Genomic DNA, 12,295 nt, shown 5'->3' on the forward strand with positions numbered 1-12,295 from the left:
GGCGCTCACCAGCTGGTGGGCAGCGGCATTCCCTCGGTGAAGCCGGCCGCGCTCTGCACGCCGACGAGCGCCCGCTCGTGGAACTGCGTCAGGTCCCGTGCCCCGGCGTACGTGAAGGCGCTGCGCACCCCGGCGATGATCTCGTCGATCAGGTCCTCGACGCCAGGTCGGACCGGGTCCAGGTGCATCCGCGCCGAGGAGATGCCCTCCTCGAACACCGCCTTGCGGGCCCGATCGTACGGGCTGTCGTCGGCGGTACGGGCGCTGACCGCCCGAGCCGAGGCCATCCCGAAGCTCTCCTTGTACCGCCGGCCGTCCGCATCCGTGTACAGGTCACCGGGGGACTCGTAGGTGCCGGCGAACCACGAGCCGATCATCACGTTCGACGCCCCGGCAGCGAGCGCGAGCGCCACGTCCCGTGGGTGCCGCACCCCGCCGTCGGCCCACACGTGCCGGCCCAGTTGGCGGGCTGCGGTCGCGCAGTCGAGTACGGCGGAAAACTGCGGCCGACCCACGCCGGTCATCATCCGGGTGGTGCACATCGCGCCCGGCCCGACGCCGACCTTGATGATGTCCGCGCCCGCCTCGACCAGGTCGCGTACCCCCTCGGCGGTGACCACGTTGCCGGCCGCCACCGGCACCCCCGGGTCCAGCTTGCGGACCGCCTGAAGCGCGGAGATCATCCGCGCCTGGTGGCCGTGCGCGGTGTCCACGACCAGCGTGTCCACCCCGGCCTCCAGCAGCGCCGCGGCCTTGCCGGTCACGTCACCGTTGATCCCGACGGCAGCCGCGATCCGAAGCCGGCCCCGGTCGTCCACGGCCGGCGTGTAGAGGGTGGCCCGCAGCGCGCCCTGGCGGGTCAGCACCCCGATCAGCCGACCATCGGCGTCCACCACCGGAGCGAGCCGGCGGCGGCCCGCGGAGAGCAGATCGAAGCCGGCACGCGGGTCCGCGTCCGCCGGAACGGTGTGCAGCTCGGTGGACATCACGTGGCGCAGCTGTGCGAACCGGTCCACGCCCGTGGTGTCCGCCTCGGTGACCACGCCCATCGGCCGGCCGTCCTCGTCGACCACGATCACCGCGCCGTGCGAGCGCTTGGGCAGCAGGTGAATGGCGTCGCCCACGGTCTCGGTCGGGCCCAGGGTGATCGGCGTGTCGTAGACCAGGTGCCGCTGCTTGACCCAGGCGACGACGTTCGCCACCACCTCGATCGGGATGTCCTGCGGGATGACCGTGATCGCACCCCGGCGGGCCACCGTCTCGGCCATCCGCCGTCCGGCGACCGCGGTCATGTTCGACACCACCAGCGGGATGGTGGTGCCGGTGCCGTCGCCGGTGGACAGGTCGACGTCGAGCCGGGAGCCCAGGTCGGAGCGGGCCGGCGCCATGAAGACGTCGGTATAGGTCAGGTCGTGCGCGGGAACCGCGCCGTGTAGGAACCGCACCCGGCCATCATTCCCGCTCGTGGAGCGTCCCGCCGCCGGTGGTCGTGGAAAACACTCCCGTCGCCCTCGCTGTCGACGCCGCGTCAGAGCTGGTCAGCCCAACAGGAGCGCCACGGCGAGCCCGGCCATCACGACGGCGATGACCGCGTCCAGTACCCGCCAGGCGACGGCACGGGCGAGCAGCGGCGCGAGGCGCTGCGCGCCGACGCCGAGAGCGGTGAACCAGACTGCGCTGGCCAGGGCGGCTCCGGCACCGAACACCCACCGGTGCGGGTGCTGCTGGGCCACTCCGCCGAGCAGCAGCACGGTGTCCAGGTAGACGTGGGGGTTCAGGTAGGTGAAGGCGGCGCAGGCGAGCAGGGTCGCCCTCAACGTGGCCGGCGGCCGCTCGGTGGGCAACAGCGCGCCGGGACGCAGCGCGCGACGGGCGGCGAGCGCCGCGTAGCAGAGGAGGAACGCCGCACCGCCCCACCGGATCGCTGCCAGGAGGCCCGGTCGGCCCGTCACCAGCGTGCCGACCCCGGCGACGCCCGCCATGATCAGCAGCGCGTCGGACGCGGCGCAGGTGAGCACCACCGGTACGACATGCTCGCGGCGCAGGCCCTGACGCAGGACGAAGGCGTTCTGAGCGCCGATGGCGACGATGAGAGCGATGGAGATCGAGAAGCCGGCGACGGCGGAGGTGAGCACGGATCGACGCTAGGGCTGTCGACAGCCACCAGTCCAACTAAAGATTCTCACGCAACTTAAGCTCTGCTGATGAACGGTCTCGACTCGGCGCAGCTGCGGACGCTCGCCGCGGTGGTGGCGGAGGGCAGCTTCGACGCGGCGGCCCGGCTGCTGCACGTCACGCCGTCGGCGGTGAGCCAGCGGATCAAGGCGCTGGAGGAGACCGTCGGCCAGGTGCTGGTCCGCCGGGCCCGACCGTGCGTGGCAACCGACGCAGGCCGCCCGCTGCTGCGCCTGGCCGGCCAGCTCACGCTGCTCGAACGGGAGGCGCTGGCCGACTCCCGTGGCCCGCTGGCCGGTGGTGGCCGCGTCCGGGTCGCCGTGGTGGTCAACGCGGACTCACTGGCCACCTGGTTCCCCGCCGCGCTGGCCCGGTTGCCGGAGCTGGCCGGGCTCTCCTTCGATCTGCGGCAGGACGACCAGGACCACACCGCCGAGCTGCTCCGGGACGGTTCGGTGACGGCGGCGGTCACCGCCCAGCGGGAGGCCGTGCAGGGCTGCCGCGTGCTGCGGCTCGGGGCCATGCGCTACCGCGCGCTGGCCACGCCGGACTTCGCGTCGGCCCACTTCGTCGGAGGCTTCACCGCGTCCGCGCTCGCGGTCACGCCGCTGATCGTCTTCGACCGGAAGGACCGGGTGCAGCACCGCTTCATCCGCGCGGTCGCGGGCCGGCCGCTCGACCCGCCGGTGCACTACGTGCCGTCGGTGCCGGCCATCAGCGAGGCCGTCCGGCTCGGGTTGGGCTGGAGCCTGGTGCCGGAGCAGATCGCCGAGGCCGACCTGGCCGCCGGCCGCTGTGTCGACCTCGCGCCGGGCCGACACCTGGACGTGCCGCTCTACTGGCAGCACTGGCGACTGGAGTCGGACGTGTTGAACGCCCTGACCGCCGCCGTCCGCGCGGTCGCCGGTGAGAGCCTGCGCTGACCGTCGGTGCGTCTGGACAGCTCAGGCGATGGTGCAGATGGGGGCACCGGCGGTGATCACGGCACCAACCTCGGCGGCGAGCCCGCTGACCGTGCCCGCCTTGTGGGCGTGCAACGGCTGCTCCATCTTCATCGCCTCCAACACCACCACCAGGTCGCCCTCGGCCACGGTGTCGCCGTCCGCCACTGCGATCTTGACGATCGTGCCCTGCATCGGCGAGGTGAGCGTGTCGCCGCCGACCGGAGCGCCGGCCTTGGCACCGCCACCGCGCCGACTCGCCTTGCGGGTGGCGGGTGCCGCGGTGGTCGTACTCCCGCCGAAGCTGGCGGGGAGGCTGACCTCGAGGCGCTTGCCGCCCACCTCGACCACGACGGTCTCGCGTTCGGCCGGCGCCTCGGCGGCGCCGGCGGCGGCGGCGAACGCCGGCACGGTGTTGTGGAACTCCGTCTCGATCCACCGGGTGTGCACGCTGAACGGCTCGGCGGTGAACGCCTCGTCCCGCACGACCAGCCGGTGGAACGGCAGCGCGGTGGCCATGCCGTCGAGGACCATCTCGTCCAGCGCGCGACGGGCGCGCTCCAGCGCCTCGGTCCGCGTCTCACCGGTGATGATCACCTTGGCGAGCAGCGAGTCGAAGTTGCCGCCGATCACGTCGCCGGCCGAGATGCCGGTGTCGACCCGCACACCCGGGCCGGTGGGCAGGCGCAGCGCGGTGACCGTGCCGGGGGCGGGCAGGAAGTTGCGGCCCGGGTCCTCGCCGTTGATCCGGAACTCGATCGAGTGCCCGCGCGGCGTCGGGTCCTCGGTGATCCGCAGCTTCTCGCCGTCGGCGATCCGGAACTGCTCGCGGACCAGGTCGATGCCGGCGGTCTCCTCGGTGACCGGGTGCTCGACCTGGAGTCGGGTGTTGACCTCCAGGAAGGAGATGGTGCCGTCCACGCCGACCAGGTATTCCACCGTGCCCGCGCCGTGGTAGCCGGCTTCGCGGCAGATCGCCTTGGCGCTGTCGTGGATCTGGGCCCGCTGGGCGTCGGTGAGGAACGGCGCGGGTGCCTCCTCCACGAGCTTCTGGTGCCGCCGCTGTAGCGAGCAGTCCCGGGTGCCCACCACGATCACGTTGCCGTGCTGGTCGGCGAGGACCTGCGCCTCGACGTGCCGGGGCTGGTCCAGGTAGCGCTCGACGAAGCACTCGCCCCGCCCGAACGCCGCGACCGCCTCGCGGGTGGCCGACTCGAAGAGCTGAGGGATCTCCTCCATGGTCCGGGCGACCTTGAGGCCGCGCCCGCCGCCACCGAAGGCGGCCTTGATGGCGACCGGTAGGCCGTGGTCGACGGCGAACGCCATCACCTCGTCCGGGCTTGCCACCGGGTCCGGGGTGCCGGGGACCAGCGGTGCGCCGGCGCGTTGGGCGATGTGCCGGGCGGTGACCTTGTCGCCCAGGTCACGAATCGCCTGCGGGGCCGGGCCGATCCAGGTCAGCCCGGCGTCGATGACCGCCTGGGCGAAGTCGGCGTTCTCGGACAGGAAGCCGTAACCGGGGTGCACGGCGTCGGCACCGGCCCGGGCGGCGACGTCGAGCAGCTTGTCGATGCGCAGGTAGGTCTCGGTCGCGCTGTCCCCGCCGAGTGCGTACGCCTCGTCCGCGAGGGTGGCGTGCAGGGCGTCGCGGTCGGAGTCCGCGTACACGGCGACGCTGCCCAGGCCGGCGTCGCGGCACGCACGGATCACCCGGACGGCGATCTCGCCGCGGTTGGCGATGAGTACCTTGCGCACCTTCGTGGCTCCTCCCGGGCAGGTTACTGACGGGGAGTGTATCGGCCACCCTGGTGACCCTAACGATCGATCAGTGTGGGATGCCACACTGCGCCGCCACGCTCTAGTCAAACTTGGCTATTACGCTTGTCGGGTGTCTTCGACTCGGATGATGATCCTCGGTCTGGTGCGGTGGATGCAGCCCGTGCACGGATATGACGTGCGTCGCGAGCTGCTGAGCTGGAACGCCGACAAATGGGCGAACGTGCAACCCGGCTCGATCTACCACGCGCTGCGCAAGCTCACCGAGGAGGGCCTGCTGCGCGCCGTCGCCACCGAGCAGGTCGGCGCCCGTCCGGCGCGCACCACGTACGAGGTGACGCCGGTGGGGGAGGACGAGTTCCAGACGTTGCTTCGCAGCTTCTGGTGGGGCTTGTCCGAGCCGCTGGACCCGTTCTCCGCCGCCTTCTCCTTCCTGCCGGCGCTGCCCCGCTCCGAAGCGGCGGCCGCGCTGCGTAACCGGGCCAACCTGCTACGCGCCAGCATCGAGTCGATGCGAGCCTCGCTTGAATCCGACTGGATGCGCAACACCAAGCCGGTGCATGTCGGTTGGATGTTCGAACTCTGGTCGGCGCGGGCGGAGGCGGAGATGGGCTGGTGCGAGCAGATCGCGACACGGATCGACTCGGGAGTGCCATACCTGCCTGCTGAGCTGGAGAACGGGGAGGGCTGGCCGCATCAGGTGGGTAGTCGCTCCCCTGACGCGAAATAATCAACGTTGACTAGAGACGCTATATCGCGTTAGCCTGCTGGCGCACAGCGGGGGAGTGCGTCGTTCGGCGGCCTCCCAACCTTGACGGCCGGCCAGTCGCCGGCCCGGACGACCAGGAGCAGAGATGATCGAGACCAGGGGGCTACGGAAGTCGTTCCGCTCCCGCGCGGGTCGAGAGACAAAGACGGTGGACGCCGTGCGGGGCGTCGACCTTGAGGTCGCCAAGGGCGAGATCTTCGGCTTCCTCGGCCCGAACGGCGCCGGCAAGACCACCACGCTGCGGATGCTCGCCACGTTGATCGAGCCGGACGGCGGCGAAGCCACCATCGCCGGTGCCGACCTGCGCAAGGACCCGGCCGAGGTGCGCCGGCGGATCGGCTACGTCCCGCAGGGCGGCAGCACCTGGGATGAGTCCACCGCCCGCGAGGAGCTGGTGCTGCACGCCCGCATGTACGGCATCGGCAAGGCCGACGCACAGCAGCGCGCCGCCCGCGCCCTGGATGCCTTCCAGCTCATGGAGTACGCCGACCGTAAGTGCAAGACCTACTCCGGCGGTCAGCGCCGGCGGGTGGAGATCGCGCTCGGCATAATCCACGAGCCGAAGATCGTCTTCCTGGACGAGCCGACCACCGGCCTCGACCCGCAGAGCCGCGCCCACATGTGGGACGAGATCCGTCGGCTACGCGGCGACGGGATGACCGTCTTCATCACCACGCACTACCTGGACGAGGCCGACGCGCTCTGCGACCGGATCGCGATCATGGACAACGGCGAGGTGGTGGCCGAGGGCACGCCGGCCGAGCTCAAGCGGGAAATCTCCGGCGACGTGGTGCTGGTCGGCCTCGACCTGGCCGCCACCCCGCTGGCCGCCAAGGCGCTCGACGGCGAGCCGTACGTCAACAAGCTGGAAACCGCCGACGAGGGCGGCCTGCGCCTCTACGTCGGCGAGGGCGCCACCGCCATTCCGCAGGTGCTGCGCAGACTCGACCACGCCGGGCTGGAGCTGCGCTCGATCGAGCTGCACCGACCCAGCCTGGACGACGTCTTCCTCACCAAGACCGGCCGCTCGCTGCGCGAGTCCTGAGCAAAAGAGACGACTCATGAAATTCACCCGTGACACGTGGCTGATCTTCCAGCGCCAAACCCAACTCCTGCTGCGCAACCCGGTCTGGGTCTTCGTCGGCGTGTTCCAGCCGGTCATGTACCTGCTGCTCTTCGCCCCGCTGCTCAAGCCGGCACTGAACGCGCCCACCCAGGCCGCCGCCTACAAGATCTTCGTACCCGGTCTGCTGGTGCTGCTGGCGATCTTCGGCGGCCTGTTCCAGGGCTTCGGCCTGATCGCCGAGCTGCGCGCCGGCGTCATCGAACGCTCCAGGGTCACCCCGATCAGCCGGCTCGCCCTGCTGCTCGGCCGCTCGCTGCGCGACGTGGTCTCACTCCTCGTGCAGGCGGTCATCATCACCCTGCTGGCGCTCCTGTTCGACCTGCGGGTGTTCATCGGTGACCTGCTGCTGGCGTACCTGATGCTCGCCCTGATCGCCCTCATGACCTCGGCCGTCTCCTACGGCGTCGCGCTCAAGGTCAAGAGCGAGGACGCGCTGGCCCCACTGATGAACACCGTGGCGCAGCCGGTGCTGCTGCTCTCCGGCATCCTGCTGCCACTGACCCTCGCGCCCGGCTGGTTGCAGGGCATCGCCAACTGGAACCCGTTCTCCTGGGCGGTCGACGGCACGCGGGCGCTGTTCGCCGGTGACCTGAGCAGCGACAAGGTCTGGCAGGGCCTGACCATCACCGCGGTCCTCGCCGCGTTGGGCGTCTACTGGGCCGCCCGCCAGTTCGCCCGCAGCGTCCGCTGACGCGGGCTGCCTGATCAACACGAGGTCCTGGATGTCGGGGTGTCCTTCGCATGAGGACACCCCGACATCTGCGTTCAGGCGGTGCAGCTCTCGGCCCTCGGTGGTTCCTGGCGCTCAGCGCACCCGGGCGAGGGTCAGGCCGTCCGCGATCGGCAGCATCACCGGGTCCACCCGTACGTCGGCGAGGACCTCGTCGTTGAACGCGGCGATGGCCCGGTCGCCGGCGTTCTGCGGGGCGATCACCCGCCCGCCGCGCAGCACGTTGTCGACGGCGATCACCCCGCCCGGTCGCATCCGGGGCACCAGCTCCGCCCAGTAGATCGGGTAGCCGGTCTTGTCCGCGTCGATGAACGCGAAGTCCAGGTGGCGCTCGTACGGCAGCTCCCGCAGCCTGTCCCCGGCCGGGCCGATGCGCAGGTCGATCCGGTCCTGCACGCCGCCCAGAGCCCAGTAGCGCCGGGCGATGCCAGTGAACTCCTCAGAGATGTCGAAGCAGGTCAGCCGACCACCTTCGGGCAACCCGCGGGCGATCGCCAGCGACGAGAGCCCGGTGAACGTGCCGACCTCGACGGCCTGCCGCACGTCGAGCAGCCGGGTGAGGAACGTCAGGAATGCGGCCTGCTCCGGGGCCACCTGCATGGAGGCGTGCTCCGGCAGCACCGACCGGGTTTCCTCGGCCAGGGCCCGGATGATCTCGTCCGGCGGCGAGCCGTGTGCGACCAGGTAGGCGTGCAACTCGTCCGTGAGCGGGATCGATTTGGTGGTCATGACCGGACGGTACCGAGCGGCTCGACCGATTGTCCCCCGGGCGCGACCTTCGACCACAGGTCGGTGATCCGCAGGTCCAGCTCGGCGAGGAGCCGACGCAGCAGCGGCATCGACAGCCCGACCACCGTCCCCGGGTCACCCTCGATCCGCTCCACGAACGGCCCACCCAATCCGTCGATGGTGAACGCGCCGGCCACCGCCAGCGGCTCACCACTGGCCACGTACGCGGCGATCTCGTCGTCGCTGATGTCGGCGAAGTGGACGGTGGTCGAGGCGACCGCCTCCGCGCGCCGCCCGGCGGTAACGTCGATGAGGCAGTGCCCGCTGTGCAGAACGCCGCTGCGCCCCCGCATCCGCAGCCAACGGCGGGTCGCGTCCGCCGGGTCCGCCGGCTTGCCGAGGATCTCCCCGTCGAAGGCGAGCACCGAGTCACAGCCGATCACCAGCGTCCGCTGATCGGCGCCAGGGCTGAGCCGGGTCAACACCGCCTGCGCCTTGAGCCGAGCCAGCTCCAGGCACAACTCCTCCGCCCGTTCGGTCACCACCAGGGACTCGTCCACCCCGCTGACCAGCACATCTGGCTCAATACCGGCGGCCTGGAGGGACTTACGACGGGCAGGGCTAGCCGAAGCGAGCACGAGGCGTAGCGGCAGAGATTCAGACACCTCCCCGACGTTACCGGCTCACCACCCCCGCAACGACCATCCAGCCCCGACCCAGGCCGCTAGGCCGCCGGCCCGGCCCGGCCCGGCCCGGTCTGGCCCGGCCCGGCCCGGCCCGGTCTGGCCCGGCCCGGCCCGGTCTGGCCCGGCCCGGCCCGGTCTGGCCCGGCCCGGCCCGGTCTGGCCCGGCCCGGCCCGGTCTGGCCCGGCCCGGCCCGGTCTGGCCCGGCCCGGCCCGGTCTGACCCGGCCCGGTCTGGCCCGGCCCGGCCCGGCAGCGCGTTGATCGACTCGGGTTCCTTGAAATCGGGGCATTCCGCCGCCTCGGACACCGCAACATCAAGAAACCCGAGTCGATCAACGCGCTGCCGGCCAGTCAGCGACTGATTCTGGGTGGCGGATCGTCCCCGCGCCGACGCCATCGCGCCACCACCACCCACCCAACCCCGACAGCCAAGATCAACCCGAGCGTGGCCAGGCCACGTGCCGTCGCGCCGCTGCCGTCATCGCCTGGCTGAGCACCGGCCGCCGTCGTCGAGCCAGCACCGGCCGGCGCGCTCACCGACTCAAAACCCAGCGGCGGTACGTCCGCAGTCAGCGCCGCAACGAGGTCGATCACGCCATAGCCGTACTCGTCGTCACGCCCAGGCGGGCCCTTGTCGACGGCCGTAGCCGTCAGCCGGTGTGCCACCTCCCGCGCCGGCAGGTACGGGTATTTAGACCTGATCAACGCGGCAGCCCCGGCCACAATCGCCGTCGCGTCAGAAGTTCCAGTGCCTTTGCGGTACTTGCCGTCGATACTCGTGCTGTAGATGTCAACCGCCGGCGCGACCACGTCAATCTCCGGTCCGGTAACCGAAAATCTGGCTGAGTTTCCGGCGCGGTCAACGCCACCTACGGCAATAACTCCAGGATAGGCCGCAGGAAAGCTGACAAACTCATCACGGGGTTTGTTGCCTGCCCCTGCAACCACGATGACGTTTGCCTGTATTGCCAACTCTACGGCGCGCTGTAGTCGAGTATTTGGCCCTGCGACTGAAGAGATGCTTACAACCGTCGCCCCTCGGGAGACCGCGAACTCTATCCCGGCCGCAAGATTGTCGCTGTCACCATCTTGATCTGTTCGACTGGTTCGAATGGGTAGGATACTGGCTTCTGGGGCGATGCCGAGAGCGCCACTGTTGTCCGGCTGTCCATGAGCAGCGATTAGCCCGGCCATTCCGGTGCCATGGCTACTCTCGTCCTGCCAACCGTCACCGCTGCCTGCGGTGACGATGTCGGTGCCGCTGAGGAGATTTTCGCGCAGGTCAGGGTGAGGTGCCACGCCGGTGTCTGGCACGGCCACAATCACCCCTTCACCCTTGCTGATTCTTTGTGCTTTGTCGGCGTTGAGGTAGCTCAGATGCCACTGATCCCTCCGTACCCGTTCGACACCCGCCGGAGTCGGGTTGCCTTGCACTTGCCTCGGCACAGGCAGTGCCGCAGCCGTGAGGCTGAAGCTTGCCAGTAGTACTCCGCAGGTTCGCAGGATCAACGGTCCAGACCAATGGCCGGGCCGGGATCGATGGGTCCCTCTTCTTTCGGCGGTCGAACAACTGGGGTGACGCCTTCGTCTGTTTCCCAAGGGCGGTCTGGATCCCAGCGGCGCTTCTCGTCATCCTGCTTTGTCCGGGCGTCAGGCCGCGCGGATGCAATGCCACCCGGACTTGCGCCAGTGCTGCCACTAATGCTGGAGCCGGTGCCGAACGGCGAGATCCCGTGCAGCGCGCTTGAGCCTCGTCCGCCCCCCGGCCGAGAGCCTGCGCCACCAGTGGGTCCCGTTCCGGCGCCCCCACCGCCGATTAGACCGCCCACCGGGTTGATACGGCGTGGTTGGCCGGCGCTGGCTCCAGGTTGACCAAGTCCCATTCCAGGCATCCCGCCGATCAGGCCGCCGGGCGGCATCGGCCGCGGTTGTGCGGAAGGATTCCCCTTGGATCCGGTGTTGCTGGCCGGGGGATCGGTCGCCTGGGGCCGCGAGCGCGGTGTCTGTGAGATATCACCACGCGCAGAGATTACAGGTGGTAATGGCGGTGCCCCGAAGCCAGGTGTTGGACTGGGTGGCGTAAATGGTGTAGCACCATTCGGCGGGACCGGGGTTATGGGGCCAGAGGCAATGACACTACCTGCACCGCCAAGAACTGGCCCGACGCCAAGGCTTGTTGAGGATGCCCCCGCTTGACTTGCAGCAGCGCTTGGCCGAGTTGTTGAGGATGATGGAAGTGGCACCGAGACTACGGGAGGAATGACAGGAGCGGCAGAAGTCCCGCCGTAAACGTCGGAATCGCTCTGGTCAATGCCGGGATTGACCCTCGGGCTGGGTGGTGGTTTTTGGAGAGTTGCTTGGGCTTGTTGGAGTTCGCCGCTGAGGTTGAACATCATGGCCCGGGCCTGCACGTTCAACCGTTCCAACTCTGCGTCAGTAACGGGCGCTTGCGTGGCCCGGTTGCCCATCACCGCTTTCGGGTCGGCGGCAATCGATTCGTACGCCTGCTTCTGCTGGAACTTGGTCGCGTACTCCTCGTGGATCTTGCGGAGTGCGGCGCGGGTGGTGCCGATGGCCTGGGTGGCGGCGGACAGCGCGGTGTAGTTCGCGGCGGCGGCGTCGTGGGTGCGCTGCACCTTGCCGATCAGCTCGTCGAGTTCGGCGAGGTACGCGGCGGAGGCGGCGCTGGTTTCGGGGGGCCAGGCCTGGGCGAGCCCGCGTCGGTATTCCTGGAGGCGGCCGAGGTGGGTTTGTGCCAGGTCGCAGACCTTGCGCCAGCCGGCGACCTGCTTCCAGTGGTTGGCGGTGTCGTGGTCCTGTAGGCAGGCCCACATGTTGTTGACGTCCATGAGTTGCCAGTCGGTGAGGCCGGAGGTGCGGCCGGTGCCCCGTTCGATCACGGCAGCACCACCGGCCCTTCGGCGTCGGGGCCGGTCGGGTCGGTCAGCATCGGCGTCGGGCCGCCGGGCAGCATGGTTGTCGGGTTGGCGAGTGCCTGTCGCACGTCCACGACTCGGGCGGCGGTGAAGGCGTCGCTGTCGGCGTATCGGGTGGCGACCTGATCGGCGGCGGCGGCCAGGTGGCCGGTGGCGCCTCGGACGGCGTACACCATGTCGGCGGTGGCCTGCTGCGTCTCGTGGTGCGCGTGCAGGAATGTCACCAGCTCGATGAAGGCGTCGCACGGGTTGGGCAGCTTGGCGGACATGTCTTCGGCGATGTACGACAGGTGGGGCGCGTAGTTGCTCTCGACCTCGGCGGTGAGTCGATCGGCGAACTCTCTGAGCTGGCTGATGTCGGCCTCGATGCCGCCGTAACCGTGCAGCCAGGGTGTTGGCCGGTCCTCTTCGGGGATCATGGATCCTC

The 12,295-nt window shown here is 69.9% G+C and carries 12 protein-coding genes; 4 read left to right on the forward strand and 8 right to left on the reverse strand.

Annotation, left to right across the window (positions count from 1 at the left end):
* Window positions 1–5: 5 nt before the first annotated feature.
* Together OG811_RS14870 and OG811_RS14875 are read right to left on the reverse strand one after the other, a co-directional pair.
* On the reverse strand, window positions 6–1,445 hold the full coding sequence (locus OG811_RS14870) for a GuaB1 family IMP dehydrogenase-related protein (RefSeq protein ID WP_406074954.1): 1,440 nt from the start codon (window positions 1,443–1,445) through the stop codon (window positions 6–8).
* Between the two features lie 93 nt (window positions 1,446–1,538).
* Window positions 1,539–2,135 carry a LysE/ArgO family amino acid transporter gene (locus tag OG811_RS14875; RefSeq protein ID WP_406074956.1) on the reverse strand — a complete coding sequence of 199 codons (597 nt, stop codon included), beginning with the start codon at window positions 2,133–2,135 and terminating at the stop codon, window positions 1,539–1,541.
* Window positions 2,136–2,204: 69 nt separating this feature from the next.
* Here OG811_RS14875 and OG811_RS14880 point away from each other — a divergent pair, with 69 nt between their 5' ends.
* Window positions 2,205–3,098, forward strand: a complete 894-nt coding sequence (locus OG811_RS14880) for a LysR family transcriptional regulator ArgP (RefSeq protein WP_406074958.1) — start codon at window positions 2,205–2,207, stop codon at window positions 3,096–3,098.
* A gap of 21 nt (window positions 3,099–3,119) precedes the next feature.
* Here the strand turns inward: OG811_RS14880 and OG811_RS14885 are convergent, their stop codons facing one another.
* Window positions 3,120–4,871 carry an acetyl/propionyl/methylcrotonyl-CoA carboxylase subunit alpha gene (locus tag OG811_RS14885; RefSeq protein ID WP_406074960.1) on the reverse strand — a complete coding sequence of 584 codons (1,752 nt, stop codon included), beginning with the start codon at window positions 4,869–4,871 and terminating at the stop codon, window positions 3,120–3,122.
* A 148-nt stretch (window positions 4,872–5,019) separates the two neighbouring features.
* Here OG811_RS14885 and OG811_RS14890 point away from each other — a divergent pair, with 148 nt between their 5' ends.
* The 3 genes from OG811_RS14890 to OG811_RS14900 all read left to right on the forward strand — a co-directional run bounded on the left by OG811_RS14890 (window position 5,020) and on the right by OG811_RS14900 (window position 7,478).
* Window positions 5,020–5,622, forward strand: coding sequence for a PadR family transcriptional regulator (locus OG811_RS14890; protein ID WP_406075740.1), 603 nt, complete (start codon window positions 5,020–5,022; stop codon window positions 5,620–5,622).
* 124 nt (window positions 5,623–5,746) lie between these two features.
* Window positions 5,747–6,706 carry an ATP-binding cassette domain-containing protein gene (locus tag OG811_RS14895; protein WP_406074962.1) on the forward strand — a complete coding sequence of 320 codons (960 nt, stop codon included), beginning with the start codon at window positions 5,747–5,749 and terminating at the stop codon, window positions 6,704–6,706.
* A gap of 16 nt (window positions 6,707–6,722) precedes the next feature.
* Window positions 6,723–7,478: an ABC transporter permease gene (locus OG811_RS14900; protein ID WP_406074964.1), complete on the forward strand. Its 756-nt coding sequence runs from the start codon at window positions 6,723–6,725 to the stop codon at window positions 7,476–7,478.
* Between the two features lie 114 nt (window positions 7,479–7,592).
* On the opposite strand, the gene OG811_RS14905 is transcribed toward OG811_RS14900, so the two are convergent.
* The 5 genes from OG811_RS14905 to OG811_RS14925 all read right to left on the reverse strand — a co-directional run bounded on the left by OG811_RS14905 (window position 7,593) and on the right by OG811_RS14925 (window position 12,287).
* Window positions 7,593–8,246 carry an O-methyltransferase gene (locus tag OG811_RS14905; RefSeq protein WP_406074965.1) on the reverse strand — a complete coding sequence of 218 codons (654 nt, stop codon included), beginning with the start codon at window positions 8,244–8,246 and terminating at the stop codon, window positions 7,593–7,595.
* On the reverse strand, window positions 8,243–8,911 hold the full coding sequence (locus tag OG811_RS14910) for a Maf family protein (RefSeq protein WP_406074967.1): 669 nt from the start codon (window positions 8,909–8,911) through the stop codon (window positions 8,243–8,245). Before OG811_RS14910 ends, OG811_RS14905 begins: the two co-directional genes overlap by 4 nt.
* A 372-nt stretch (window positions 8,912–9,283) precedes the next feature.
* Window positions 9,284–10,441 carry a type VII secretion-associated serine protease mycosin gene (mycP, locus tag OG811_RS14915; protein ID WP_406074969.1) on the reverse strand — a complete coding sequence of 386 codons (1,158 nt, stop codon included), beginning with the start codon at window positions 10,439–10,441 and terminating at the stop codon, window positions 9,284–9,286.
* Window positions 10,438–11,832 (reverse strand): hypothetical protein, encoded by a 1,395-nt coding sequence (locus OG811_RS14920; protein ID WP_406074971.1) that lies wholly within the window; start codon window positions 11,830–11,832, stop codon window positions 10,438–10,440. Before OG811_RS14920 ends, mycP begins: the two co-directional genes overlap by 4 nt.
* Complete coding sequence (locus OG811_RS14925; RefSeq protein ID WP_406074972.1) at window positions 11,829–12,287, reverse strand: hypothetical protein; 459 nt, start codon at window positions 12,285–12,287, stop codon at window positions 11,829–11,831. The genes OG811_RS14920 and OG811_RS14925 overlap by 4 nt, the downstream gene beginning before the upstream one ends.
* Window positions 12,288–12,295 lie beyond the last annotated feature (8 nt).

It is taken from the genome of Micromonospora sp. NBC_01638, assembly GCF_045209745.1.
Lineage (GTDB): Bacteria > Actinomycetota > Actinomycetes > Mycobacteriales > Micromonosporaceae > Micromonospora.

What these genes read in the sequence shown, in the direction of transcription:
- OG811_RS14880 (WP_406074958.1), top strand. Translation starts at nt 2,205, where the DNA reads ATGAACGGTCTCGACTCGGCGCAGCTGCGGACGCTCGCCGCGGTGGTG.
- OG811_RS14890 (WP_406075740.1), top strand. Translation starts at nt 5,020, where the DNA reads ATGATGATCCTCGGTCTGGTGCGGTGGATGCAGCCCGTGCACGGATAT.
- OG811_RS14895 (WP_406074962.1), top strand. Translation starts at nt 5,747, where the DNA reads ATGATCGAGACCAGGGGGCTACGGAAGTCGTTCCGCTCCCGCGCGGGT.
- OG811_RS14900 (WP_406074964.1), top strand. Translation starts at nt 6,723, where the DNA reads ATGAAATTCACCCGTGACACGTGGCTGATCTTCCAGCGCCAAACCCAA.
- OG811_RS14905 (WP_406074965.1), bottom strand. Translation starts at nt 8,246, where the DNA reads ATGACCACCAAATCGATCCCGCTCACGGACGAGTTGCACGCCTACCTG.
- OG811_RS14925 (WP_406074972.1), bottom strand. Translation starts at nt 12,287, where the DNA reads ATGATCCCCGAAGAGGACCGGCCAACACCCTGGCTGCACGGTTACGGC.